The following is a 24,869-nucleotide window of genomic DNA, read 5'->3' on the forward strand; positions in this document are numbered from 1 at the left end:
GTCTGCGGGCGCCGCGATTTCCTGATGACCCGTGGCGACCGGCATGGAACCGGGCCATCGGTCCTGACGCCCCTGCTCAGGCCGCGATGCCAAAGATCTTGCCGACCCCTGCGGTGATGCCAAGCGCGATGGCGCCCCAGACCACGACGCGGGTGACGGCAGGCAGGACCAGGGCCGCGCCCGCCTTGGCCCCGATCGCGCCCAGCACGGCCAGCGCCAGCAAGACCGCGACCAGCACGGTGACCAGCACCAGCGCGGGCGGCGCCAGCCATGCCGCGAGCAAGGGCACCGCGCCCGCGACGCTGAAGGTCAGCGCCGAGGTCAGGGCCGCTTGCAGCGGATTGGCGCTTGACGTGTCGGTCAGGCCGATTTCGTCGCGGATATGGGCGGCCAGCGCATCATGGGCGCTGACCTCGCGCGCGGCCTGCAGGGCGGTGTCGCGGCTCATGCCGCGATCCTGATAGATCCGGGCCAGTTCGGCCAGCTCGCCTTCGGGATCGCTGTGCAGGGCGTCGCGTTCGCGCGCGATATCGGCGCGTTCGGTGTCGGATTGGGAACTGACGCTGACATATTCGCCCGCCGCCATGGACAGGGCACCCGCGCTGAGCGCCGCGACTCCGGCGATCAGGGTCGTGCGCATATCGCTGTCGGCAGCCGCGACCCCCATGATCAGCGCGCCGACCGATACGATCCCGTCATTCGCGCCCAGCACGGCGGCACGCAGCCAGCCAAGGCGGCTGACGTAATGGGGATCATCGGGATGGGCGCTAGCAATGGGGGGCGAGGTTCTCATGTCGGAAATTCCCATAGTGACGTGATGTTGGGCTGGCGTTCCGAAAAGCTGGCTGTCGCGTCGGACTTTAGCCGCTTTCCCGACAAAGCACAGGCCCGGACAACAGAAAAAGCCCCGGCGGAAACCGGGGATTTTCAATAGGTTCAAGGCGCGGATCAGGCCTTGGCAAGGTTGCGCAGCACATAATGCAGCACGCCGCCGTTTTCCAGATATTCGATTTCCACCTCGGTATCGACGCGGGCCTTCAACTGGATGACCTCTTCGCTGCCGTCGGCATAGCGGATGGTGCAGGGCACCAGCGACAGCGGCTTGAAATCGCCCGCCAACCCGTCGATCGAGACGACCTCGTCGCCCTTCAGGTTCAGCGTCTTGCGGTTGTCGCCCCCGGTGAATTCGAAGGGGATGACGCCCATGCCGACCAGATTGGAACGGTGGATGCGTTCGAATGATTCCGCGATCACCGCCTTGACGCCCAGCAGGTTGGTGCCCTTGGCCGCCCAGTCCCGCGACGACCCTGCGCCATATTCGATGCCGCCAAAGATCACCAGCGGAATGCCCGCTTGCTGATATTTCATCGAGGCGTCGAAAATCGTGGTCTGTTCGCCGTTCGGGCCCTTGGTATAGCCGCCCTCGACCCCGTCCAGCATCTCGTTCCGGATGCGGATATTGGCGAAGGTGCCGCGCATCATCACCTCGTGGTTGCCGCGACGCGAACCGTAGCTGTTGAAATCCTTCGGCGCCACCTGACGTTCGGTCAGATACTGGCCGGCGGGCGTTGTCGGCTTAAAGGAACCGGCGGGGCTGATGTGGTCGGTCGTGATCATGTCGCCCAGAATCGCCAGAACACGCGCGCCCTTGATGTCGGTGATCTCGCCCGCCTCTTTCGCCATGCCCTGGAAATAGGGCGGGTTCTGGATATAGGTCGAGGTCGCCGGCCAGTCATAGGTCTCGCTGTCGGTGACCTCGACCGCCTGCCAACGCTCATCACCCTTGAAGACATCGGCGTATTTCGACTGGAAGGCTTCGCGGGTCACGGTCCTGTGGACCAGATCGGCGATTTCCTGATTGGTCGGCCAGATGTCTTTCAGATAGACGTCGCGGCCCTCGGGCGTCTGGCCGATGGGATCGCGGGTCAGGTTGACGTTCAGGTCGCCCGCAATGGCATAGGCCACGACCAAGGGCGGCGAGGCGAGGAAGTTCGCCCGCACATCCGGGCTGATCCGGCCTTCGAAGTTGCGGTTGCCCGACAGGACGGCGGTGGCGACCAGATCGTTGTCGGCAATCGCCTTGGAAATCGCCGGATCGCCAAGCGGGCCCGAGTTGCCGATACAGGTCGTGCAGCCGAAGCCGACGAGGTTGAAGCCGATGGCATCCAGATCCTCTTGCAGCCCGGCGGCTTCCAGATATTCGGCCACGACCTGCGATCCCGGCGCCAGCGAGGTCTTGACCCTGGGCTTGCGGTTCAGGCCCAGTTCGCGCGCCTTGCGGGCGACCAGACCGGCCCCGATCATCACATAGGGGTTCGAGGTGTTGGTGCAGCTTGTAATCGCCGCGATCACCACCGAACCGTCGCGGATGGTGTAATCCTTGCCCTCGACCTCGACGGTCCTGCGGGCATCGCGGGCGGGGGCGACGATGGCGCCACCCTCGGCCCCCATGTCGTTTGCGTCGGGCGAGACGTCGATGCCGCGATATTCGGCCACGACCTTGTAGAAGGCGCGGGCCGAGTCGGTCAGCGGCAGATAGTCCTGCGGGCGTTTCGGGCCGGAAATCGCCGGAACGATATCGCCCATGTCCAGATGCAGCGTGTCGGTATAGACGGGTTCGTAATCCGCACCGCGCCAGAAGCCGTTTTCCCTGGCATAGGCTTCGACCAGCGCGATGCGATCCTCGTCGCGGCCGGTGTTGCGCAGATAGCGCAGGGTTTCATTGTCGATCGGGAAAAAGCCGCAGGTCGCGCCGTATTCGGGCGCCATGTTGGCGATGGTCGCGCGGTCGGCCAGCGGCAGGTGATCCAGCCCGTCGCCGTAGAATTCGACGAATTTGCCGACCACGCCCTTTTTACGCAGCATGGCCACGACCTTCAGTACCAGATCGGTGGCGGTGGTGCCCTCGACCATCTTGCCGGTCAGCTTGAAGCCGACGACCTCGGGGATCAGCATGGATACGGGCTGACCCAGCATCGCGGCCTCGGCCTCGATCCCGCCGACGCCCCAGCCCAGAACGGCAAGCCCGTTCACCATGGTGGTATGGCTGTCGGTGCCGACCAGGGTGTCGGGATATGCCACGGTTTCGCCGTTCTGGTCGGTGTCGGTCCAGACGGTCTGGGCCAGATATTCCAGGTTCACCTGATGGCAGATCCCGGTTCCCGGCGGCACGACGCGGAAATTGTTGAACGCGTTCTGGCCCCATTTCAGGAACTGGTAGCGTTCCATATTGCGTTCATATTCCAGATCGACGTTGCGCTGGAAGGCGCGCGGGTTGCCGAAGTCGTCGATCATGACCGAGTGGTCGATGACCAGATCGACCGGGTTCAGCGGGTTGATTTTCTGGGCATCGCCGCCAAGCGACTTGATGCCGTCACGCATCGCGGCCAGATCGACCACGGCCGGAACGCCGGTGAAATCCTGCATCAGCACACGGGCCGGGCGATAGGCGATTTCGCGCGGATTTTTGCCGCCAAGCGTCGCCCATTCGGCGAATGCCCTGATGTCCTCGATGCTGACCGTGCGGCCGCCGTCTTCGAAACGCAGCATGTTTTCGAGCACGACCTTCAGCGCGGCCGGAAGGCGAGAGAAATCGCCCAGACCCGCCTCGGTCGCCGCAGGGATCGAGTAATAGGCGTAGCTCTTGCCGCCGACATTCAGGCTGCGGCGTGTTTTCGAGGTATCTTGACCCGTTTCGATAGGCATGGCTCGGCTCCCCTAACGTTGCAAAGGTGGCTATTCGCAATCCTGCCAGTCATTTGGGCCTTTTGAAAGACCCGTGCAAGGGCTGGAGTGCATTTTGGTATACAAAAGTATGCAGAAATTTCGCGGCATGTCCCGCATGTTGCGGGGTGGCAACTTGTGTGTGGTTCATCCGCAATGCTAACAAAGCCTTGATTTGGCAGATCGGCGCCGAAGGCATTAGGTGGTCGGGTCCGGGTTCTGATGTCCCGGTCATAGGGCAAGCGGCAGCACGGGCGACATGATATCACGCGACAAGATGAGTTATGACGGCAGAAAGCGTCTTTCCCGTGACATCTGTCTGGGTTTTCTGACCGCTGCCGCCCTGGGCATCACGGCCACGATGTCGGGACCGGTCTTTGCGCAGGATGGTGAGGTGGGCACGACGGTCCTGCCTGCGCCGGGCGTCGGGACGGGTGCCGAAATGGACGCCGGGATGGGTCATGACGGGGCAGGTGCGGGCGCGGATCTGTCCGGCGGCACGGCCCGGACTGCCGTTGAACATGGTGCGGCACCCGATCTTGGCGAGGTGGTGGATGCGGTGACCGGTGCCGTCGGTGGCGTGGTCGAGGATGCGACCGGCGGCGCGGTCGACAGCACCGTCGGCCTGATCGAGGCGCCCGAGGGGCAGGCGGCCTATGACGCCGAAACCATGGCCGCCGATCCGCAATTGCAGAATCAGTTCCTGGAAACCAGCCCGGTTCCGGCGCAATCCCCGGCGATCGCGCGTTTCGCCGCCGGAACGCCCGGCCCGCAGCTTCATCCGCCGGTGGTGGTCGAGCTGTTCACCTCGCAGGGCTGTTCGTCCTGCCCGCCTGCGGATGCGATGCTGGGCGACCTGTCGGGACGCGCCGATGTGCTGGCCCTGTCCTGGCATGTCGATTACTGGGATTATCTGGGTTGGGCCGATGAATTCGCCCGCCCCGAATTCACCAGACGCCAGAAAGATTACGCCTGCAACGCCGGTGAGCGTTCGATCTATACGCCGCAGATTCTGGTCGGCGGATCGGAAACGCTGATCGACCTGCGCCCCGCCGAACTGATCGCGATGATCGAGGCGCAGATGGCCCGGCCGGTCGCCGTGTCGGTGACCTCGTCGCAGGTCGGCGATACGTTCCAGATAGAACTGACCCCGCGCGCAAGGCTGCGCAACAGCACTGCGATTTTGCTGATCCGCTATGCGCCTGAACGGCAGGTGACGATCCGCGCCGGTGAAAACCGCGGCATTCAGGTCACCTATCGCAATGTCGTGGTGGCTGTCGAAAAGGTCGCCGATTGGGATGGCCGGGCGCCGCTGCGGCTGAATGTCAAGGCGGCCTCGAATGCCGATCAAAGCTTTCCCGACGACACCCGACACGCCATTCTGGCCCAGCAACTGGGCCGCAAGGGGCTGGTCGCGGGGCCGATCCTCGCGGCGGTGAAACTGGATTAGGTTCTGCGCGCAGGACTATGAATAAAACGACAAGGATCAAAGATGACCGAGGACCGCAAACTCGCCCCATGGGTCAAGCCGGTGCTGGAACTGGGGCCCGCGCTTCTGTTCTTTGCGATCTTTCTGCTGCTGCGCAACCGCACCGTCATGCTGGGCGGGACCGAATATCAGGGCTTTGTCATTGCCACGATGGTCTTTGTTCCCGCGCAGGTCGTGGCGACCGCGATCCTGTGGAAGCTGACCGGCAAGCTATCGGCGATGCAGGTCATGACGCTGGTGCTGGTGGTGCTGTTCGGCGGGCTGACCGCCTGGCTGAACGATCCGCGGTTTCTGGAAATGAAGCCGACCATCCTGTATCTGTTCTTTGCCGCGATCCTTGGCGCCAGCCTTGCGCTGCGCCGCAACTGGCTGCAGATGGTGCTGTCCGACACGATCCCCATGCAGCCCGAGGGCTGGCGTATCCTGACCCTGCGCCTTGTCATCCTGTTTCTGTGCATGGCCGCGCTGAATGAAATCGTCCGCCACACCATGTCCCAGACCGCCTGGGTCTATTTCAAGACCTTTGGTCTGGTCATCATCATGATGGGCTTTTTCCTTGGCAATGCGAAACTGTTCGAACGCTATGCGCTGACCAAGGACGGCGACGGCAGCGAATCCTGACCTTGACACCGGACCTGACAGGAGTAACCCGGCCAGATCAGAACAGGATGGCCGCCATGTCAGACACAGAAGACCCCGGATTTCACCCCCGCACCCGCGCCGTGCATCACGGCACCCGCCGCAGCCAATATGGTGAAATGGCGGAAGCCCTGTTCATGACGCAGGGCTTTGCCTATGACAGCGCCGAGCAGGCCGAGGCGCGGTTCATCAAGTCCGGGCCCGACGAATTCATCTATGCACGCTACGGCAATCCGACCTCGCGCATGTTCGAGGATCGCATCGCCGACCTGGAAGGCACCGAGGACGCATTCGCGACCGCCAGCGGCATGGCGGCCGTCAATGGCGCGCTGATGGCGATGGTCGGCCCCGGCGATCACATCGTGTCGTCGCGCGCGCTGTTCGGGTCGTGCCTGTATGTTCTTGATGTGCTGCAGAAATTCGGCGTTCAGGTCAGCTTTGTCGATGGCACCGACCTGGATCAATGGCGGGCCGCCGTGCGTCCGGGCACCAAGGCGGTGTTCTTTGAAACCGTGTCGAACCCGACGCTGGACATCGTCGATATCGAAGCCGTCGCCCGGATCGCCCATGACGCGGGCGCGCTGGTCGTAGTGGACAACGTCTTTACCACGCCCGTCTATTCGCGCGCGGTCGAACAGGGCGCCGATATCGTCGTCTATTCGGCGACCAAGCACATCGACGGGGCAGGGCGCTGTCTTGGCGGCGTGATCTGCGGCACCCGTCATTTCGTCCGCGAGGTGGCCGAGCCCTATATGAAACATACCGGCGGCGCGATCAGCCCCTTCAACGCCTGGCTGCTGCTGAACGGTTTGACGACGATGGACCTGCGCGTGCGCGCGCAATCCGACAGCGCGGCGGCGATTGCCGCAGCGTTGCAGGGCGACAGCCGCCTGACCCGCGTGATCTATCCCGGTCTGGCCGATCACCCGCAGCATGCGCTGGCGCAGCGGCAGATGGGTTCGGGCGGGACGATGATCGCCGTCGATACGGGCAGCAAGGACGCCGCATTCGCCGCGATGAACCGGATGCGGATCTTCAAGATCTCGAACAATCTGGGCGATGCGAAATCCATCGCGACCCATCCCGCGACAACCACCCATTCGCGCCTGTCGGATGAGGCAAAGGCGGAACTGGGCATCACGCCGGGCCTGCTGCGCCTGTCGATCGGGCTGGAACATCACGACGACCTGATCGCCGATCTGCGTCAGGCGCTGGCGGGCTAGGCCGGTTTTTCAGGCGGAACGTATTGTTTTGCTTGGCGGGAATATTTCTTTCCTTATCATACCAAATGCGGGGGTTTCTTTCGGGAACCCTCGTGCCCATATTCGGGTTCTGTCAGTCTGCGCCGATGCCCTGCCTGAACGCAGGTTCCGCCCCGTTTGGAATGCCCCGAGGAGAATGCCATGACCCATGTGCGTCCCGTCTCGCCCGCTCAACCGGTCTATAGCCGGAGCTATCCTGCCGACTTCAAGGTCGATGAGGCCTACAAGGCATCCTTGCCCGATCTGCAGAACGGCCCGGCCAGCCTGATCGTCGGCGCGAATCGCCCGATCCAGCATGTCGGCATCTCGAATTTCCGCCTGCCGATTCGCTATCAGACGCGGGCAGGGGGCGAAACCACGCTGGAGACCAGCGTGACCGGCACGGTCAGTCTGGATGCCGACCGCAAGGGCATCAATATGAGCCGGATCATGCGGTCCTTCTACGGCCATGCCGGGAAACGCTTCAGCATGGACGTGCTGGCGGCGGCGCTGGATGATTACAAGACCGATCTGGACGCTTTCGACGCGCGTATCCAGATGCGGCTGTCCTATCCGATGCAGGTGGAATCGCTGCGTTCGGGCCTGTCGGGCTGGCAATATTACGACATCGCGCTGGAACTGATCGACCGTGCCGGGGAACGGCTGCGGATCATGCATTTCGATTACGTCTACAGCTCGACCTGCCCCTGTTCGCTGGAATTGTCGGAACATGCCCGCAACAGCCGCAGCCAGCTGGCCACGCCGCATTCGCAGCGTTCGATCGCGCGGATTTCGGTGGTGATGCAGGGCGATGACAAGCTGTGGTTCGAGGATCTGGTCGATCTGTGCCGCGCCGCCGTGCCCACGGAAACTCAGGTGATGGTCAAGCGCGAGGACGAACAGGCATTCGCCGAACTGAACGCCGCCAACCCGATCTTTGTCGAGGATGCGGTCCGCGCCTTTGCTGACCAGCTTCTGGCCGAGCCGCGCATCGGCGATTTCCGCATCACCGCCAGCCATCAGGAATCGCTGCATTCCCATGATGCGGTCAGCCTGCTGACCAGCGGCGACACCTTTGCCCAGCAAAGTCTGGACCCGATGACATTCGCCGGGCTGCGCGCCTGAGCGAACTTGCTGCTTTTATTGCGTCGGGGATGCTGGCGCGGTTGATGGCGTTTCGTCTTTGTTACCTCGACGACTATCCGGCCTGGCGGGACCGTCGCCGTGCCGAAGGGCGGCTGTCTGGCTGGCTCGCTTTCGTCTGGCTATATGGAAATCCCCTGACTGACGGCCAGGGCTTTCTGGAACGGATGCACCCGGACAACCGCCCGGCGGGCTGGCGTTTCACGCTGGTCGCCGTCGTGTTCTTTGTCCTGTTCAACTTGTTTTTCTGGCTTCTGATCGCTGTCGCCCAGTCTTTTGGAACGAAATAAGAACAAAAGACTTCCCCCCTTCGCCGCACGCGACTATGTTCCGGGCATGAGCGATTACGACGACTCCGATGCATTCGAGGCAGCCGCCGCCCCCGTTCCCCTGTCGCAGCGCGCCATGGGCGCCCGGCCTGCGCCCTATCTGGAGGGGCTGAACCCGGCGCAGCGCGCGGCGGTGGAAACGCTGGACGGGCCGGTCCTGCTGCTGGCAGGCGCGGGCACCGGCAAGACCCGGGCGCTGAGCACGCGGATCGCGCATCTTCTGATGCAGGGGCAGGCGCGGCCCGGCCAGATTCTGGCCGTGACCTTCACGAACAAGGCCGCCCGCGAGATGAAGGACCGCATCGCCCGCCTGCTGGGCGAGGCGGTCGAGGGCATGCCTTGGCTGGGCACCTTTCACTCTGTCAGCGTGAAAATCCTGCGCCGCCACGCCGAACTGGTCGGCAATGCCGACACCCATCTGAAACCCAGCTTCACCATTCTGGACACCGACGACCAGATCCGCCTGCTGAAACAGTTGATCGCCGCCGAAGGGATCGACGAAAAGCGCTGGCCCGCGCGGCAACTTGCGGGGCTGATCGACGGCTGGAAAAACCGCGCGCTGACACCCGCGCGCGTGCCGAAATCCGATGCCCGCGCCTATGATGGCTGGGGCGTGCGGCTGTATCAGGCCTATCAGGACCGGCTGCTGACGCTGAACGCCGTCGATTTCGGCGATCTGCTGCTGCATTGCGTGACGATCTTTCAGGCGCACCCGGATGTGCTGAAACAGTGGCAGGACCGTTTCCGCTATATTCTGGTGGACGAATATCAGGACACCAATACCGCACAATATCTGTGGCTGCGTCTGCTGGCGCAGGCGCATCACAATATCTGCGTGGTCGGCGATGACGACCAGTCGATCTATGGCTGGCGCGGGGCCGAGGTCGACAATATCCTGCGCTTTGAAAGCGATTTTCCGGGCGCTCAGGTGATCCGGCTGGAACAGAATTACCGCTCGACCCCGCATATTCTGGCGGCGGCCTCGGGGTTGATTGCCGCCAATAGCGGGCGGCTTGGCAAGACGCTCTGGACCGAGGCGCAGGGCGGCGAACAGGTCCGCCTGATCGGCCATTGGGACAGCGAGGCCGAGGCCCGCTGGATCGGCGAGGAGATCGAGGCGTTTCAGGGCGGCCACCGCCGCCAGATCGGCCGCCGCAGCCTGAACGATATCGCGATCCTCGTCCGTGCGTCCCATCAGATGCGCGCCTTCGAGGACCGTTTCATGACCATCGGACTGCCCTATCGCGTCATCGGCGGCCCGCGTTTCTACGAACGGCAGGAAATCCGCGACGCCATGGCCTATTTCCGGCTGGCCGTCAGCCCCGAGGATGATCTGGCATTCGAACGCATCGTCAATGTCCCGAAACGCGGGCTTGGCGACAAGGCGGTGCAGACCATCCAGCGCGAGGCGCGCGCGCGAGGCCTGTCCCTGATCGAGGGCGCGGTGGCTGCCGTCGCGGGTGGTGCGCTTGGCGGCAAGGGCGCGGGCGCGCTGCGTCAGTTCACCGAAAACATGGGCCGCTGGCATGCCGATGCCATCGACAGCACCGTGAACCATGTCGAGCTTGCCGAACGGATCCTGGACAGATCCGGCTATACCGCGATGTGGCAGAATGACAAGAACCCGGATGCGCCGGGCCGTCTGGACAACCTGAAGGAATTGATAAAGGCGCTGGAAGAATTTGAAAACATTCAGGGTTTTCTGGAACATGTCGCGCTGGTCATGGATGTCGACCGGGGCGAGCAGGCCGAGGAGGTCAGCATCATGACCCTGCATGCCGCCAAGGGTCTGGAATATCCCATCGTCTTTCTGCCGGGCTGGGAAGACGGTCTGTTCCCCAGTCAGCGCAGCATGGACGAAACCGGCACGCGTGGGCTGGAGGAAGAACGCCGTCTGGCCTATGTCGGCATCACCCGGGCCGAGGAACTGGCGACGATCAGCTTTGCCGGAAACCGCCGGATGTATGGGCAATGGCAGTCGTCCTTGCCCTCGCGTTTCATCGACGAATTGCCCGAGGCGCATATCGAGGTGCTGACCCCGCCCGGCCTGTATGGCGGCGGCTATGGCGCGGCGGCGCAGGGCTTTGGCGGCGGCGGTCTGGCGGGTAATTCCCTGCATGACCGCGCGGCCGGGGCCGATGTCTATAACTCGCCGGGCTGGAAGCGGATGCAGGACCGCGCGGGCCAGCGCCCGCAGCCGGTCCATCGCAAGCCGGTCACCATCGACGCCGACCCCGCCGCCGGTTTTTCGGTGGGTGATCGGGTCTTTCACCAGAAATTCGGCAATGGCACGATCATGGGCATCACCGAAGACACGCTGATGGTCGAATTCCCCACGGGTTTCAAGAATATCAAGGCCGCTTATGTGACGCCCGCGTCGCAGGGCGCAGCGTCACAGGGCGGCCTTGATGATGTGCCGTTCTAGGGCGCCTTACAGCGCGGCGCGCACCGCATCGGCAAGGCTGGTGGTCGGACGGCCGATCAGCCCCGACAGCACGCGGCTGTCGTCGAACAGCGCGTCCTGTGCGGCGCCGCTGTCCCAACCGGCAATCGCCTCGGCCAGCCCTTCGGGCAGCCCGGCCTGCACCAGCGCAGCCGCGTAATCGGCCTGCGACAGGTTGTGATAGGGGATCTGTTTGCCCGATTGCGCCGAAAGCTCGGTTGCCAGATCGGCCAGCGTCCATGCGGTATCGGCGGCCAACTCATAGGTCTTGCCCGCATGACCTTCGGTGGTCAGCACCACGGCGGCGGCATCGGCGTAATCCTGACGGGTCGCGGCGGAAATCCGGCCCGTGCCCGCCGCGCCGATCAGCGCGCCATGGGCCAGTGCCGCAGGCAGCGACCCGGTGTAATTCTCGGCATACCAGCCGTTGCGCAGGATGACATGGGGCAGGACGGATGCCTTCAGCGCGGCCTCGGTTTCGACATGTTCGCCCGCAAGGCTGAGGGGCGAGCGGTCGGCATGCAGCAGGCTGGTATAGGTGATCTGCCCGACGCCCGCCTGTTCGGCTGCGGCGATGACGTTGCGGTGCTGGCTGCCGCGCTGGCCGATCTCGTTCGAGGAAATCAGCAGCAGCCGGTCGATGCCTTGCAGCGCGGCGGCCAGATCTTCGACAGGTTGGGTATAGTCAAAGGCGCGGGCCTGAACCCCCAAAGCCTGCGCCTTGGCGGGATTGCGGACCAGCGCGACGATCCGGTCGGCGGGAATGCGGGCCTTCAGCGACTGGACGACAAGCTGGCCCAACTGGCCGGTGGCGCCGGTGATTGCGATTGTCATGGTCTTCTCCTGTCATTTTCCGGGTTTCGGGGTCAAACCGGCTTGCGATCCGCCCTGATGAGGCACATCTAGATCCGACACGAACGAAAAGTAAGAACGCACAGGAATGTAAGTATGAAACTTTCCGAAGCCATCGACCAGCAGCGCGGCGACCTGCTGGCGGCAAGCTGCCCCTCGCGCGAGGTGCTGAAGCATCTGACCAGCCGTTGGGGCGTGTTGGTGCTGATGGTCCTGCGCAATGGCCCGCATCGCTTTTCGGCGATCCGGCGCCAGATCGGCGGGGTCAGCGAAAGGATGCTGGCCCAGACCCTGCAATGGCTGGAAGCCGACAGCATGGTGCTGCGCCGCGATTTCCGGACGGTGCCGCCGCATGTCGAATATTCGCTGACGCCGCTTGGCCAGCAGGCCGCGACCCATGTCACCGCCCTTGCCGACTGGATCGAGGAAAGCCTGCCCCGGATCGTGCAGGGCTGGCCCGATGCCCCCGCAGATCCCCCCGCTGGCGACCAGGATCACGGTGCTGCCCCACCGGTCGCCTGACCGCCTGCACCCTTGACCGCGCCCACTCTTGACCGCGCCCGCCCTTGGCCCTATCTGCCCGATACGCAGATGGCCGGATGGCCGCGGGGGCGTCATGCCCGCGAGGAAAGTCCGGACTCCATGAAGGCACGGTGCCGGGTAACGCCCGGCGGGGGCAACCCCGTGGAAAGCGCCACAGAAAACAAACCGCCCGCGCCTGACGCGGGCAAGGGTGAAACGGTGGGGTAAGAGCCCACCGCGGGACGGGCAACCGGACCGGCATGGCAAGCCCCACCGGGAGCAATGCCGAATAGGGACCGCGCGCCGCAAGGCAGGGCTGCTTTCGCCCGAGCAGGTCCGGGTTGGCAGCCAGACCCCGTCAGCAATGGCGGGGCTAGAGGAATGGTCATCGAAGGGGGCAACCCCGGAACAGAATCCGGCTTACAGGCCATCTGCGTATTTTTTCTGCATACAACTTTGGCTGTGCGAATTTCTTGACAGAATGACTTAAGCACTTCTTACTGGGTGGGCTGCGGCTGCTCGCAGCATATTTCCGGTGAGAGAGATGCGTTTGCACGAGTCACTTGCCACCTCGGATTCCTTGGGCGCCGAAACGCCGCTGCCCCCTGTCGGGGCGGGCGCGGATACCCCCACGGCTTTGCGCCCGGCCGAGGGCAGCAATGCCGCCCTGGCGCTGGTCCTGATGCGCAGCCTGCCCGAAAGCATCTATCTGATCTCGACCGGGGGCAGGGTGGTTTTCGCCAACCAGCCCGGACTTGCCAGATTCGACCAGCAGGGCGGGGCGGGTGTCGGCCATCGCAAGTGGCTGGAATTATGGCCGGATCATGACAGCCAGATGCTGGCCGGCGCCTTCGACGACGCGCTGGACGGCGACACGACCCGGCTGACCGTCCAAAGCCGCGACCATCGGGGCCTGCCGCTGTCCTGCAATCTGACCATCGCCCCGGTCGAGGATGCTTCTGGCGCCGTCTCTCATGTGCTATGTATCGCGCAGGACGCCTGAAACTTGCGAAATCCCGGCAAAACCACCGCTTTTGCGGTTGACTTCGCCCCCTGCGCGATTAAAAGGCGGCTTCCAACGGAATTTCTGGGGTGAATCGCGGCAGACCGCTCATGCCCCGCAGCAGGAGCGATAACCATGGCGAAGCCGACGACGATCAAGATCCGTCTGAACTCATCGGCCGGGACCGGGCATTTCTACGTCACCAAGAAAAACGCCCGCACGATGACCGAAAAAATGACGGTCAACAAATACGACCCGGTCGTCCGTAAACATGTCGAATACAAGGAAGGCAAGATCAAGTAATGATCCTTGCCTGCGGATCGCCGCATTGCGGCCATCCGGCATGACAGAGCGCCCGCACAGGGCCAGGGTGGACGCCGCAGATCGCGGCGTCTTTTTCGTTTCCGTGGTTCTTTTGCGGAATCGGGCGCGGTTCGGTGTATCGGGCCTTGCCCCTGCATCGAAAGCCGCACCTCTGCCCGGCCCCCAACTGCACATTCTAGAAAAAAAGCCCCGCCAAGGCGGGGCTTTTCTGTCACTCGGGCGCGATCAGTTGCGCGATTTGTCGACCATCTTGCCCGAGGAGATCCACGGCATCATGGCGCGCAGCTTTTCACCGACCTGTTCGATCTGGTGTTCGTCGTTGATGCGGCGGGTCGCCTTGAAGAAGGGCTGGCCGACGGCGTTTTCCTGCATGAAGTCGCGCACGAACTTGCCGGTCTGGATGTCGGTCAGCACGGCTTTCATGCGGGCCTTGGTTTCCTCATAGGGCAGGACGCGCGGGCCGCTGACATATTCGCCATATTCGGCGGTGTTCGAGATCGAGTAGTTCATGTTCGCGATGCCGCCCTCATAGATCAGGTCGACGATCAGCTTGACCTCGTGCAGGCATTCGAAATAGGCCATTTCCGGCTCATAGCCAGCCTCGACCAGGGTTTCAAAGCCCATGCGGATCAGTTCGACCAGACCGCCGCACAGCACGGCTTGCTCGCCGAACAGGTCGGTTTCGCATTCCTGGCGGAAGTTGGTTTCGATGATGCCCGAACGGCCGCCGCCGATGGCCGAGCAATAGGACAGCGCGATGTCCTGCGCCTTGCCGGTCGCGTCATTGTGGACCGCGAACAGGCAGGGGACGCCGCCGCCCTTGGTGTATTCGCCGCGAACCGTATGGCCGGGGCCTTTGGGGGCCATCATGATGACGTCGACGCCCGGCTTCGGCTCGATCAGGCCGAAATGGATGTTCAGACCGTGGGCAAAGGCAATCGCGGCGCCTTCGCGGATGTTGTCATGGACGTATTTGCGGTAGGTTTCGGCCTGCAGTTCGTCCGGCATGGTGAACATGATCAGGTCGGCCCATGCGGCGGCTTCGGCGATGCCCATGACCTTCAGCCCTTCGGCTTCGGCTTTCTTGGCCGAGGCCGAGCCTTCGCGCAGCGCGACGACGACGTTTTTCGCACCCGAATCACGCAGGTTCAGCGCATGGGCATGGCCCTGGCTGCCATAGCCCAGCATGGCGACTTTCTTGTCCTTGATCAGGTTCACATCGCAGTCGCGATCGTAGTAAACGCGCATTGGGCGCCCTCCATTGTTTGCTGGGTGGGTTTGTATCAGCGCGGCGCCCGGTTTCCAGTTCATTTGTCGCGGATTTCGGGGTATATGTGAAATAATCATAACCATAATATTCATCAGTTGAAAATATCATGCCAGACGAAACGGATCGCCGCATTCTGCGTCATCTTCTGGCCGACCCGCAGGCCGCCAATGCCGATCTGGCGGCGCGGGCAGGGGTGACCACCGCCAGCCTGTGGCGCAGGTTGGAAAAGCTGCGCGCAAGCGGCACGATCCGTGCCATCCGGGGGCGGATCGACTGGCGTAAGCTGGGCTATGAGGTGCAGGTCAGCCTGCGCTTTACGCTGGACAAGACCAACCCCCGCGCCTTTGACGATTTCACCGCAGCCGCGCGTCTGGTGCCCGAGGTGACCGAGATCCAGACCTTTCTGGGCTCGGTCGATCTGCGGCTGTCGGTCATCGCGCGCGACATGGCGCATTGGCAGCAGATCTATCGCGAAAAGATCCTGACCCTGCCGCATGTCGCGGACAGCGATGCGCTGATGATGGTCGCGACGATCAAGGATACGCAGGACATGCCGCTATGACCGTGCAGGCCGATGCCACCGATCTGGCGATCCTGCGGCTGCTGTCGCAGGACGCCACCCAATCCGCCGCCGAAATCGGGCGCAAGCTGGGCCTGACCCAGCCCGCCGTCTGGCGCCGCATCCGCCAGTTGACCGATGCCGGTGTCCTTGCCGGGCGCCGGATCGAGCTGGACGCGGCGGCCATAGGCTTTGGCGTCACCGTTTTTCTGGGCATCCGTCTGGCCGCCAAGGGCCGCACCAGCCTGGAGGAATTCGAGCGCGCCGTCACCGCCATCCCCGAGGTGCAGGTGGTCCAGCACGTTCTGGGCCAGTTCGACTATCGCCTGCGCATCATCGCCCGCGATATCGCCGATTTCGAACGCATCCTGCGCCGCCGCATCATGACCCTGCCGGGCATCGGGCAGGTCGAGGCCAATGTCATGCTGTCCGAAGAACGCCTGCCGGGGCCGCTTTAGGCGGCGGGTCCGTGGGGCGCGGAATTTTTCGGGGTCAATTTTTCGCGCAAGAATTTTGGGGCGAATTCTTGACGATCCCCGGATTTATAGTTAGCTTGCTAACGAAATTTCTTTCCGACTGTCCCGGATGCTCCAATCCAGATGCCCGAATCCCAACATATTCTTGATACCCTGCTGCGGTTGATGCGGTTGATACGCCGCAGCTACGACACGCAGGCCGAAGCGATGGGCCTGACGCTGTCGCGGGCGCGGGCCTTGACCACGCTGTCGCGGATGGATGGGGTGACGCAGGCCGAACTGGCCACGGCTTTGGGGATCGAGGCCCCGACGTTGAAGCGTCAGGTCGATGCGCTGGAGGCCGCCGGTTTCGTGATCCGCCGCCCCTCCAGGGAAGATGGCCGCAAGAACGCGCTGTTTCTGACCGACCGGGGGCGGGACCATGCCATCGTGGAATTCACGCATCGGATGCGCCGGGATCTGCTGGACGGGATTTCCCCGCAAGAGCTGGACAGCGCGACGACGGTGTTGAATCGTATCACGGAAAATATCGCGAAGCTGGGCCGGTCGTGACGCAGGACACCACCGATTCCCCGGCAGCGGCCGCGACCCCGCCGGCGGCTGCGCCCCTGTCGATGGGGCGGGCGCTGGCCTATCTGGGCGCGGCGGTGATGCTGGCCCTGTCGCAGGGGCTGGGGCAGGGCTTTGTGTCCGGCAATATCCCGCAGATCGCCGGGGATCTGGGCATCACCACCACGCAGGCAAGCTGGTTGATGGCCGCCTATATGATCCCCCGTGCCTCGCTGCCCTTGCTGCTGATCAAGGTCCGCACCCAATACGGGCTGCGCCGCTTTGCCGAAATCGGGATCATCGCCTATGTCGCCGTGGCCTTTGCCTCGGTCTGGATCAATGATTTCCGTTCGGCGGTGATCGTGCAGACCCTGTCCGGCGCGGCCGCCGCGCCGCTGTCCACGCTGGCCTTCATGTATATGCTGGAACCCTTGTCGCCGGAATGGAAGATGAGGCTGGGCCTGCCTGCGGCGATGGCGGTGCTGATGTCTGGGCCGACGCTGGCGCGGGTCGTGTCGCCCGCGCTGATCGGCGATGGCGGGCTGAGCGCGATCCATCTGACGGCGCTTGGCATGGCGATGATATCGCTGATGCTGGTGTTTCGCCTGCCCCTGCGCCCGGTGCCGCATCAAAAGGTGATTCAGGCGCTGGATTTCCTGAGCTGCGCGCTGATCAGCTTTGGCTTTGCCGGGCTGACCATCGGCTTTGTCATGGGGCCGATCCACGACTGGACGTCAATGCCCTGGATCGGGGTGCTGCTGGCGGGTTCGGTCGCGGCGCTGGCGGTGGCCTTTGCGGTCGAACTGAACCGCAAGGCGCCGCTGCTGGATATCCGCTGGCTGGCCAGCCCCGCCATGCTGCACCTGACCGCGACGCTGTTTCTGTTCCGGCTGATCCTGTCCGAACAAAGCACGGGCGCCCCGCGCATGTTCCAGATGCTGGGCGTGGCGCCGTCGCAGATGACCGGGCTGTTCGCGGTTATCGTCCTGGCCAGCCTGCTGGGCGGGATGGCCTGCGTGGCGTGGATGCGCCCGAACCGTGTGCCCACCCTGCATCTGGTCGCGCTGTTGCTGATCGCGGCGGGGGCGTGGATGGATTCGCATGGGACGCTGGACACGCGCCCTGCGCAGATGATCGTCAGCCAGGCGCTGATCGGTTTCGCGGGGATGCTGTTCTTGCCGCCCGCGATGATGGCCGGGCTGATGCAGGCGCTGGCACGGGGGCCGCAATATCTGCTGTCCTTCGTGATCGTGTTCATTTCGACGCAATCCCTGGGCGGCGTGCTGGGGTCGGGGCTTTTCACCACCTTCATCAACCATCGTCAGGCCGTGCATTACGCCGCTTTGACCGATCAGCTGGCGGTCGGTTATCCGGTCGCCATGCAGGCCATCAGCGGCCAGATCGCGGTGCTTGCCACCACCATCACCGACAGCACGCTGCGGCGGGGGCAGGCCATGCAGCAGATCGCGCAGGACGCACAGGCGCAGTCCTATGCCATGGCCTATAACGACGCCTATACCGTGACATTCCTGATTGCGCTGACCGCTGCGGCGGCGCTTGTCCTGCATCTTTTGCGCGACCGCCTTGCCTTGTGGCTGACGCCCTCCAAACCTTCGGATATGACATGATGAGGAAAGAGAACCTGATCCCGACCGCCATCGCCCTTGTCATCGGGCTGGCCGGTCTGCTGCTGCTGCTTTACGCGTGGCACCTGCCGCCCTTCGCGGCCAGTGATCCCACGACCGAAAACGCCTATGTCCGGGGCAAGGTCACGACCATATCGCCGCAGGTCAGCGGCTATGTCAGCGCGGTCGAGGTCGCGGATTTCCAGACCGTCACGGCAGGCGAGGTCATCGCCCGCATCGACGACCGCATTCCCCGCCAGAAACTGGCGCAGGCTGAGGCGCAGCTTGCCGCCGCCCGCGCCGCATTGGAGGTCGCGACCCAGAGCGTCGCCTCGGCCGAGGCGGTGGTGCGCGCCGATCAGGCCGGCGTCGACGCGGCGCGTTCGGCGCTGACGACGGCGCTGACGAGTTGGGACCGGGCAGAGGCCCTGCGCACCCGTGGCGTGGCTTCGCAATCCTCGGCCGATCAGTCGGAACTGTCGCTGCAACAGGCCCAATCCGCCGTCACCCGTGCCGAGGCCGCCCTGGATGTGCAGCGCGAGGCGGTCAAGTCCGCCCGTGTCGCCCTGCAGTCGCGCCATGCCGATATCGCCAGCGCCGGGGCCGCGGTCGAACTGGCCCGGATCGACCTGGACAACACCGTCATCCGCGCGCCTGTCGATGGCCAGCTGGGGCAGGTTTCGGTGCGGATCGGGCAATATGTAACGCCGGGCAGCGCGCTTGTGTCCCATGTCGGACGCGATATCTGGGTGATCGCCAATTTCCGCGAAACCAGCCTGACCGGCCTGCGTCGGGGCGAAACCGTGCGCTTTACCGTGGATGCGCTGCAGCACCGCGCCTTTACCGGCAAGGTCGATTCCTTTTCCCCGGCGACGGCGTCGGAATTCAGCCTGCTTTCGGGGGCCAATGCCACCGGCAATTTCACCAAGATCGCCCAACGGCTTCCGGTCCGCATCACGATCGACCCGGATCAGCCGGGCGCCGAACACCTGCGCCCCGGCATGTCGGTGGTCGTCCATGTCGATACCGCCAGCGTTTCGGAATAGCCGCAGCGGGTTGGGGGGCTGGCGTTTCAGCCAGCGCATCCCGCCCGGTTGAAATCGGGCATCGCGTTGCTTTCGCGCGGATCAGGCCGGCTTCCTTGCCCGGCTTTCGGATGAAGGCCGCCCAGGCATCGGTGTAGCCCGATCTCATCGCCCGCTCAGCGCATTTCCAAGCCCGAAGACCTCTGCCGGGTTTTGCCGATCAGAACATATCAGAAAAATAAATGGCTTGTCGGAAACTTGCTGACGCTGGAAAAGGCGAGACGTGCGCAAGAAAGGAATAGCGCGCGAATATTTAATTAATTGAAATTATTTTGAAAAGCTCTGACTCGTGATTGTGCGGCCTGATGGGCGTTGCTGATTTTGGCTGCATATCCTTTTAAAATGATCTTTGGTGCGTTCCGTCGAGCAAGCGCGTTACGGCAACGCCGCGACTGCTCCGATGATCTCGATTTGGGCAGTATCAATTTCGGCCAGATCTACGGCGACTTGGCGGATTCAGAGCCAGAGTTGATGGCTGAATTGGCCGAACGGCGCATTTGAGTTTGGGCACCCGGATCAGAGGTTCGACTACATGCTGTCGAACCCGGCCGTCGATATCGGATGGAAGAGGGTCGAAAAAACTGTCCGGGTCGAGCATGAGCGTAAAAGGCACCAGCGGCTTATCGTGAATGAAGCCCATTGCCGACACATCCTCCCTATGGCTGGCCTTTCGGGAGCGACGTGATGGAATCACGTCTGATCAGTGAAGCCATGGCAATCCACGGCTTGCGGATTATTGAGAATATGGACAAGAATCGGGTGGACATGCTTGCGCTCGGCTCTCGGGGTAAAACCATCGGGCAAGCCGTCATGGAGCGGCGCGGTCGTGGAGGATAAACCAGGGATCGGTTCTGTCCGCTTCAAGATGTTCCCGACCGGGGGCGGAGGCTGCATATGACGGATCTGGCCGCGCTCGCCGAACTGTTCGTCTCGCGCGGGCCTCGGCACATATACGGTCCGATAATGACAGCGGATTCATCGCCACTGCCATCCGGAAATGGTTGGGGCAGATCGGTGTGAGGACGCTCTGCATCGCGCCGGGCGTCGCTTTGGTGCAACTTCCGGATTAACGGTGGATGGAAATTTTCCCGTAAACATGGTGAAGAATCAAACTGCTCGGGCAACGCGCTTTCCCCGCCGGGGTTGTTTCGATCCTGTTTACATCATCATGAAAATACACTACAATTATTTCTTAAGCCAAGGCGAGGATGAGAATCGGCCTGGCATGAAATAATCAATTCATGAGGCAATTTCGGGCATTGGATAGGCTGTAATTGTTCCTTTCGGGAAGGATTTTGATATGCCCAACTCCTGCTTGAAAATCATCGCCTTAACGACAGCTTCCATTTTGCTGCCTCCGATCATTGCGACCGCAGCCCGCGCGCAAAGCGATGATCTGCCATTGGCCGCGTTGCGAACCCCGGATGACGGGATGGCGGCTCATGCGGGCCACGGTGTCGAGGCGTTATCAGCCCAGAATGCCTGTGTCGGCGGCGATGTCTGCTATGACCTGCGGGTCGGATATGTTGAGGGGCGCATACGAAACCCCGCATTTCCCGAGGATGCGCCACAGGGTTATGACAATGTGCGGCTGCGCGGCTATTTTGGCGAGGTCGAGGACAGGCAGGGGCGGCAGGCCGAACAAATCGAGCTTGTCGCGCCGCAGGTCGAGCTGGCGCCGGGCAATATATTCCGCATGACCCTGCATAACGAATTGCCACCGGCAGATGAAATGGTTTTGCCGGGAACGACGGAAACCTGCGATACCGAGCCGCAGGATCACAACACGCCGCATTGCGCGAATTTCAACCTGACGAATATGCATACGCATGGGCTTTGGGTGACGCCGGTCGGGAATGGCGACAATGTGCTGCTGACCATCAATCCCGGTGTTTCATTCACATATGAATATCCGATCCCGCCGGATCACCCTGCCGGCACCTTCTGGTATCACTCGCACCGCCACGGCTCGACCGCGCCGCAGGTGGCAAGCGGAATGGCCGGGGCCATCATCATTCGCGGCGACCGCCCGCCGGTCCTGTCCGGCGATCAATGGGTCGGACCCGGCGATGTGGACGTGATCCTGCCGCGCCCCGTTGAGGGCGAGGACACCGACGCGCCGCGCTTTCCGGAACGAGTGATGCTGTTTCAGCAGATCGCCTATGCCTGCCGGGACGAGGCCGGCGCGATCAAGACCAATGAGGACGGCACATGGCGCTGCGACGCCGCCGGAACCGACGATCAGGGACAAGAGGTTGCCGCCGATATCGGGATGCTGGAACCGGGCCCTTCCGATCCGTTCGATCAGATGACGTTCAATTCCTGGCCGGTTTCGGGCCGCCATACGGCGATAAACGGGACCGTCGGCAAGACTTTTTCGGGCAGCACGGTCGGCACGGTCGAACGCTGGCGGTTGATCCATGCCGGTGTGCGTCAGACCATTCGCCTGCATATCCGCAAGGCTGCGGATGCCGAAGTGGCCGCGGACGCGCTGGACCAAAGCGAAACCGAGGTCGATGTGGCGCAGGTCTGTTCGGGTGCGCCGGTCGAGGTGATGGGGCTGGCGACCGACGGCTTGACCCGGACCGCGCTGGACCCGCGAACCGAAACCTGGCTGCAACCCGGCTATCGCGAGGACCTGCTGGTCACCTTTCCCGAAGCGGGCACCTATTGCATCCTGAACGCCCCCGTGGACAGTGCCGACGCCATCAACGCTCTGGAAAACGAGCCTGCCATTCTGGGGCTGGTCAAAGTGGAGGCCGCCGGCAGTTCGGCGGAAATGGCTGCACCAGCCGATCCGTCCGAACATATCCTGAGCCAGCTGGTCGCCTCGGCAACGGCTGCGCTGGAGGGCGAGGTCGCCGACCGCGTCGTCGCCGATCTGCAGGACGGCATGCAGCTAGTGGCTTTCAACAAACATCCTCCGATCAGCGCCGATCAGATTACCGGACGGCAGACACTGGCCTTCAACTTCGCGCCGCCCGATTTCGCGATCGGTGAGATCGGGCAGGATTTTCTGGGCGGCACCGGGCTGTTTCCGGTCGGGGCCAAGGAATACGACGCCGGGGTTCTGGACCGCATCCTGCCGCTTGGCGGGACGGAAGAATGGCTGCTGACATCCTTCGGGCCGGCGGGACATCCCTTTCACATCCACGTCAATCCCTTTGAAATCATCGAGATCCTGAAATACCGCGACCCGAATGACCCGTCGATTGATCCGTTGATCCCCTCGACCTGGGTAGATGTCAGCGGCCGGACAGAGGGCAATACCGAACAATATGCCGGACTTAAAGGAAGCTGGAAAGACACGCTGTTCGTCCCGCCCAATCATGTCGCGCGGGTGCGCACGCGCTATGAAAGATATATCGGCGATTTCGTCCTGCATTGTCACATCCTTGACCATGAAGACGTGGGCATGATGCAGAATGTTCGGGTCGCCCTGCCGGATGGCAAGGGGGGCTTTGACATGCCGATGACCGAACAACATGCCGGGCACTGAGCCCGGCAGGCCAATGGGCGATCCAGACGAAGACCTTGTCTGGGTCGCCGTTCCCCGCCGGGTGCTGGCCGGTTCCGGGGTTGCCCGTGCTGCGGATGCCGTCTCTGACAGTCAGACCTCCTTGCCCACGGGGCGCCTCGGCGGGTATCACGGCGACCATTCCCGCATCGAGCTTCGCGTCGATCAGGCCGCGATCAGCGGTGATATCTTCTTGCGGGTGAATGCCGAAGAAATATGGGTTACCAGCTTTCGTTCAGCGCCCGGCGTGACGCCCGCAGCCGGACAGGATATCGCCGTGACGGCGCAGGACCGGTTGCGCGCAATCGCAACTGCGCGCCTGCTGTTGGAGCCGGATGGCGCGGAATATGTCCTGACGCTCAGCCTTGACGGCAAGCTGGACGGCTTGCCGGTTCTGACGCCGATCCGGGCGTTGATGCGGCATCTCGGCACCGCGCCGCGTTGCCTCGATCTGGAGGTTCTCTGCGAAAGCAGCGTGCCGGCGCTGCCGGTTCTGGACCGCGACGGGCGGGAACTGGGGCTGATCGAGGCCCTTGGCGATGCGGCTTTCGAGGTCATGTCGCTGGAAGGTCGCGTCGATCTGCCAGAGGCTCCGCAAGACGGCTGGAGCGAAAAGCAGCTGCACACCCTGATGAACGATTTTGCGCGCTCGGATCTGGCCAGGCCGGGCTTTGCGATCCGCCTTTTATGGCTGTCGCGAAGCAATCGGGCGAACCTTCAGGGGGTGATGTTCGATACCGGCGACGACCTGCCCCGACAAGGCGCCGCCGTTTTCGCCAGCGCGATCACCGATGCGACCGCGCCCGCGCTGGCCGACCGAAAGCTGTTGCAGACCGCGATACATGAAATCGGCCATGTCCTGAATCTGACGCATCGCTTTGACAGGCAGGTCGGGCGCGCGGACAGCCTGTCCTTCATGAATTACGACTGGCAATATTCCGGTGGAAGCTCTGCATTCTGGCGCAAGTTCGGCTATTGCTTCGATGATGATGAGCTGAGCTTCCTGCATCATGGTCATTACCACAGCCTCGTCCCCGGGGGCGATGTCTTCGGATCTGCGAATTATTGGAGCGGGCTGGCCACCGGCTATTCGCCGGTTCTTCCGGAAATGCGCTTGCCCGGCTGGCGGCTGGAGCTTCTGGCGCCGGTCAATGGCCCGATCTTCCAGCTTGGGCAGCCGGTCCTGCTTGGCTTGCGGCTGACAAATGAAACAGGTGCCGAAAGCCTGCTGCCGCAGGATGTGCTGGACCCGAAAGCCGGGCCGCTGGAGATCTGGATCAGTCGCGAAAGCGGCGGGCGCGGCGATCCGGCAGAGGTCTTTCGCCCGGTGACGCATCGCTGCGCGCATCAAGGCGCCGGTGAGCCGCTGAAGCTGGCGCATGGGGCGACCCTGGAAGACAACCTCAATCTGACCTACGGCCTTTCCGGCTTTCCGTTTTCCGAACCGGGCACCTATCGGATCACGGCCTATCTGCATCTCGGCACGGAGCACGCGGGTTCGATCGCCCGCAGCGAGACGCTGCGCATCCGCGTGATGAGCCCGGAAAACAAGCTTGAGGACCGCGCCGCGCTGACCCTGTTCGAACCGCGTGCCGGCGCCTGCATCGCGCTTGGCGGATCTGCCGCCTATGAGAATGTGGTATCGGATCTGATGGAAACGGCGGCGCGGCTGACCGGACGCAAGAAAACCCCGCATCCCGTCTCGGTCGGAATATGGCGCGCGCTCGGGTTTCACTTTGACCGGCAATATCTGCGCTTCGACGGAGAACGCTTTTACAAGTCAGCCCGCCACGCCCACGAGGCGGCGATCTGCCGCCGCCATTTGAACGACAGGGCGCTTGACTGCCTTGATCCGATCACGAAACAGGCAACCTTGCGTTGGGCGGCTGAAGAACGGCAGGCATCCGACAAGCAGGGATGATTTCGCGTGCTGTGCCGATGACCTGCCATGATCGCGCGCAGGACGGCCGAAGGGCTGCAACCGTTGCGGATGGTTTCGATTGTCCCAGGGATATCGTGCGGGACGGCGAGCGGCTGATCCTCACGGAAAAGGCGGGACATATCGTCATCGTCGGGAATG

22 protein-coding genes, 1 other RNA gene and 1 pseudogene are annotated in these 24,869 nt (G+C 63.2%); 20 read left to right on the forward strand and 4 right to left on the reverse strand.

Annotated features, from left to right (window positions below):
- Positions 1-76 precede the first annotated feature (76 nt).
- Positions 77-793 carry a VIT family protein gene (locus tag PE067_RS21065; protein WP_276191738.1) on the reverse strand — a complete coding sequence of 239 codons (717 nt, stop codon included), beginning with the start codon at positions 791-793 and terminating at the stop codon, positions 77-79.
- Between the two features lie 155 nt (positions 794-948).
- A complete protein-coding gene (gene acnA, locus PE067_RS21070; protein WP_276191739.1) occupies positions 949-3,705 on the reverse strand; it encodes an aconitate hydratase AcnA in 2,757 nt (918 codons plus the stop codon).
- Between the two features lie 295 nt (positions 3,706-4,000).
- On the opposite strand from acnA, the gene PE067_RS21075 reads away from it, so the two are divergent.
- The 6 genes from PE067_RS21075 to PE067_RS21100 all read left to right on the forward strand — a co-directional run bounded on the left by PE067_RS21075 (position 4,001) and on the right by PE067_RS21100 (position 10,989).
- Positions 4,001-5,173: a DUF1223 domain-containing protein gene (locus tag PE067_RS21075; protein WP_276191741.1), complete on the forward strand. Its 1,173-nt coding sequence runs from the start codon at positions 4,001-4,003 to the stop codon at positions 5,171-5,173.
- Positions 5,174-5,215: 42 nt separating this feature from the next.
- A complete protein-coding gene (locus tag PE067_RS21080) occupies positions 5,216-5,833 on the forward strand; it encodes an inner membrane-spanning protein YciB (RefSeq protein WP_276191742.1) in 618 nt (205 codons plus the stop codon).
- Between the two features lie 56 nt (positions 5,834-5,889).
- Positions 5,890-7,074 (forward strand): O-succinylhomoserine sulfhydrylase, encoded by a 1,185-nt coding sequence (metZ, locus tag PE067_RS21085; RefSeq protein WP_276191743.1) that lies wholly within the window; start codon positions 5,890-5,892, stop codon positions 7,072-7,074.
- Positions 7,075-7,254: 180 nt separating this feature from the next.
- Positions 7,255-8,217, forward strand: coding sequence for a GTP cyclohydrolase FolE2 (folE2, locus tag PE067_RS21090; protein WP_276191744.1), 963 nt, complete (start codon positions 7,255-7,257; stop codon positions 8,215-8,217).
- A gap of 44 nt (positions 8,218-8,261) precedes the next feature.
- Positions 8,262-8,525 (forward strand): hypothetical protein, encoded by a 264-nt coding sequence (locus PE067_RS21095; protein ID WP_276191745.1) that lies wholly within the window; start codon positions 8,262-8,264, stop codon positions 8,523-8,525.
- 46 nt (positions 8,526-8,571) lie between these two features.
- Entirely contained in the window at positions 8,572-10,989 is a 2,418-nt protein-coding gene (locus PE067_RS21100; RefSeq protein WP_276191746.1) for a UvrD-helicase domain-containing protein, read from the forward strand.
- Positions 10,990-10,995: 6 nt separating this feature from the next.
- Here the strand turns inward: PE067_RS21100 and PE067_RS21105 are convergent, their stop codons facing one another.
- Positions 10,996-11,841 (reverse strand): SDR family oxidoreductase, encoded by an 846-nt coding sequence (locus PE067_RS21105; RefSeq protein ID WP_276191748.1) that lies wholly within the window; start codon positions 11,839-11,841, stop codon positions 10,996-10,998.
- 114 nt (positions 11,842-11,955) lie between these two features.
- Here PE067_RS21105 and PE067_RS21110 point away from each other — a divergent pair, with 114 nt between their 5' ends.
- The 4 genes from PE067_RS21110 (at position 11,956) to rpmG (ending at position 13,687) form a co-directional block, all read left to right on the forward strand.
- Entirely contained in the window at positions 11,956-12,381 is a 426-nt protein-coding gene (locus PE067_RS21110; RefSeq protein WP_276191749.1) for a helix-turn-helix domain-containing protein, read from the forward strand.
- A 65-nt stretch (positions 12,382-12,446) separates the two neighbouring features.
- An RNA gene (rnpB, locus tag PE067_RS21115) (RNase P RNA component class A) lies at positions 12,447-12,820 on the forward strand.
- 105 nt (positions 12,821-12,925) lie between these two features.
- Entirely contained in the window at positions 12,926-13,384 is a 459-nt protein-coding gene (locus PE067_RS21120) for a PAS domain-containing protein (RefSeq protein ID WP_276191750.1), read from the forward strand.
- Between the two features lie 135 nt (positions 13,385-13,519).
- Positions 13,520-13,687 (forward strand): 50S ribosomal protein L33, encoded by a 168-nt coding sequence (rpmG, locus tag PE067_RS21125; RefSeq protein ID WP_101752137.1) that lies wholly within the window; start codon positions 13,520-13,522, stop codon positions 13,685-13,687.
- Between the two features lie 246 nt (positions 13,688-13,933).
- Here the strand turns inward: rpmG and ilvC are convergent, their stop codons facing one another.
- On the reverse strand, positions 13,934-14,956 hold the full coding sequence (gene ilvC, locus PE067_RS21130) for a ketol-acid reductoisomerase (RefSeq protein WP_276191753.1): 1,023 nt from the start codon (positions 14,954-14,956) through the stop codon (positions 13,934-13,936).
- A 128-nt stretch (positions 14,957-15,084) separates the two neighbouring features.
- Here ilvC and PE067_RS21135 point away from each other — a divergent pair, with 128 nt between their 5' ends.
- From PE067_RS21135 to PE067_RS21180, 10 genes and pseudogenes are all read left to right on the forward strand, one after another.
- Positions 15,085-15,540 carry an Lrp/AsnC family transcriptional regulator gene (locus PE067_RS21135; protein ID WP_276191754.1) on the forward strand — a complete coding sequence of 152 codons (456 nt, stop codon included), beginning with the start codon at positions 15,085-15,087 and terminating at the stop codon, positions 15,538-15,540.
- Complete coding sequence (locus tag PE067_RS21140; protein WP_276191755.1) at positions 15,537-15,995, forward strand: Lrp/AsnC family transcriptional regulator; 459 nt, start codon at positions 15,537-15,539, stop codon at positions 15,993-15,995. Before PE067_RS21135 ends, PE067_RS21140 begins: the two co-directional genes overlap by 4 nt.
- A 141-nt stretch (positions 15,996-16,136) precedes the next feature.
- On the forward strand, positions 16,137-16,565 hold the full coding sequence (locus PE067_RS21145; protein ID WP_276191757.1) for a MarR family transcriptional regulator: 429 nt from the start codon (positions 16,137-16,139) through the stop codon (positions 16,563-16,565).
- Entirely contained in the window at positions 16,562-18,190 is a 1,629-nt protein-coding gene (locus tag PE067_RS21150) for an MFS transporter (protein ID WP_346429747.1), read from the forward strand. Before PE067_RS21145 ends, PE067_RS21150 begins: the two co-directional genes overlap by 4 nt.
- Positions 18,190-19,233: an HlyD family secretion protein gene (locus PE067_RS21155; protein WP_276191759.1), complete on the forward strand. Its 1,044-nt coding sequence runs from the start codon at positions 18,190-18,192 to the stop codon at positions 19,231-19,233. The genes PE067_RS21150 and PE067_RS21155 overlap by 1 nt, the downstream gene beginning before the upstream one ends.
- 351 nt (positions 19,234-19,584) lie before the next feature.
- Positions 19,585-19,773, forward strand: a complete 189-nt coding sequence (locus PE067_RS21160; RefSeq protein WP_276191760.1) for a hypothetical protein — start codon at positions 19,585-19,587, stop codon at positions 19,771-19,773.
- Between the two features lie 183 nt (positions 19,774-19,956).
- A complete protein-coding gene (locus PE067_RS21165; protein ID WP_276191761.1) occupies positions 19,957-20,109 on the forward strand; it encodes a hypothetical protein in 153 nt (50 codons plus the stop codon).
- A gap of 45 nt (positions 20,110-20,154) precedes the next feature.
- Positions 20,155-20,315, forward strand: a pseudogene (locus tag PE067_RS21170) (IS3 family transposase); the annotation flags it as partial.
- Between the two features lie 389 nt (positions 20,316-20,704).
- Positions 20,705-22,771 (forward strand): multicopper oxidase domain-containing protein, encoded by a 2,067-nt coding sequence (locus PE067_RS21175; protein WP_276191762.1) that lies wholly within the window; start codon positions 20,705-20,707, stop codon positions 22,769-22,771.
- On the forward strand, positions 22,758-24,710 hold the full coding sequence (locus PE067_RS21180) for a hypothetical protein (RefSeq protein WP_276191763.1): 1,953 nt from the start codon (positions 22,758-22,760) through the stop codon (positions 24,708-24,710). The genes PE067_RS21175 and PE067_RS21180 overlap by 14 nt, the downstream gene beginning before the upstream one ends.
- Positions 24,711-24,869: the final 159 nt, after the last annotated feature.

It is taken from the genome of Paracoccus sp. DMF-8, assembly GCF_029309835.1.
GTDB lineage: Bacteria > Pseudomonadota > Alphaproteobacteria > Rhodobacterales > Rhodobacteraceae > Paracoccus.

What these genes read in the sequence shown, in the direction of transcription:
- PE067_RS21080 (WP_276191742.1), top strand. Translation starts at nt 5,216, where the DNA reads ATGACCGAGGACCGCAAACTCGCCCCATGGGTCAAGCCGGTGCTGGAA.
- PE067_RS21145 (WP_276191757.1), top strand. Translation starts at nt 16,137, where the DNA reads ATGCCCGAATCCCAACATATTCTTGATACCCTGCTGCGGTTGATGCGG.
- PE067_RS21155 (WP_276191759.1), top strand. Translation starts at nt 18,190, where the DNA reads ATGAGGAAAGAGAACCTGATCCCGACCGCCATCGCCCTTGTCATCGGG.
- PE067_RS21180 (WP_276191763.1), top strand. Translation starts at nt 22,758, where the DNA reads ATGCCGGGCACTGAGCCCGGCAGGCCAATGGGCGATCCAGACGAAGAC.
- rpmG (WP_101752137.1), top strand. Translation starts at nt 13,520, where the DNA reads ATGGCGAAGCCGACGACGATCAAGATCCGTCTGAACTCATCGGCCGGG.
- PE067_RS21135 (WP_276191754.1), top strand. Translation starts at nt 15,085, where the DNA reads ATGCCAGACGAAACGGATCGCCGCATTCTGCGTCATCTTCTGGCCGAC.
- PE067_RS21165 (WP_276191761.1), top strand. Translation starts at nt 19,957, where the DNA reads ATGGAATCACGTCTGATCAGTGAAGCCATGGCAATCCACGGCTTGCGG.
- PE067_RS21120 (WP_276191750.1), top strand. Translation starts at nt 12,926, where the DNA reads ATGCGTTTGCACGAGTCACTTGCCACCTCGGATTCCTTGGGCGCCGAA.
- PE067_RS21140 (WP_276191755.1), top strand. Translation starts at nt 15,537, where the DNA reads ATGACCGTGCAGGCCGATGCCACCGATCTGGCGATCCTGCGGCTGCTG.
- acnA (WP_276191739.1), bottom strand. Translation starts at nt 3,705, where the DNA reads ATGCCTATCGAAACGGGTCAAGATACCTCGAAAACACGCCGCAGCCTG.
- PE067_RS21175 (WP_276191762.1), top strand. Translation starts at nt 20,705, where the DNA reads ATGGCGGCTCATGCGGGCCACGGTGTCGAGGCGTTATCAGCCCAGAAT.
- PE067_RS21065 (WP_276191738.1), bottom strand. Translation starts at nt 793, where the DNA reads ATGAGAACCTCGCCCCCCATTGCTAGCGCCCATCCCGATGATCCCCAT.
- metZ (WP_276191743.1), top strand. Translation starts at nt 5,890, where the DNA reads ATGTCAGACACAGAAGACCCCGGATTTCACCCCCGCACCCGCGCCGTG.
- folE2 (WP_276191744.1), top strand. Translation starts at nt 7,255, where the DNA reads ATGACCCATGTGCGTCCCGTCTCGCCCGCTCAACCGGTCTATAGCCGG.
- PE067_RS21075 (WP_276191741.1), top strand. Translation starts at nt 4,001, where the DNA reads ATGAGTTATGACGGCAGAAAGCGTCTTTCCCGTGACATCTGTCTGGGT.
- PE067_RS21095 (WP_276191745.1), top strand. Translation starts at nt 8,262, where the DNA reads ATGGCGTTTCGTCTTTGTTACCTCGACGACTATCCGGCCTGGCGGGAC.
- PE067_RS21110 (WP_276191749.1), top strand. Translation starts at nt 11,956, where the DNA reads ATGAAACTTTCCGAAGCCATCGACCAGCAGCGCGGCGACCTGCTGGCG.
- PE067_RS21105 (WP_276191748.1), bottom strand. Translation starts at nt 11,841, where the DNA reads ATGACAATCGCAATCACCGGCGCCACCGGCCAGTTGGGCCAGCTTGTC.
- ilvC (WP_276191753.1), bottom strand. Translation starts at nt 14,956, where the DNA reads ATGCGCGTTTACTACGATCGCGACTGCGATGTGAACCTGATCAAGGAC.
- PE067_RS21100 (WP_276191746.1), top strand. Translation starts at nt 8,572, where the DNA reads ATGAGCGATTACGACGACTCCGATGCATTCGAGGCAGCCGCCGCCCCC.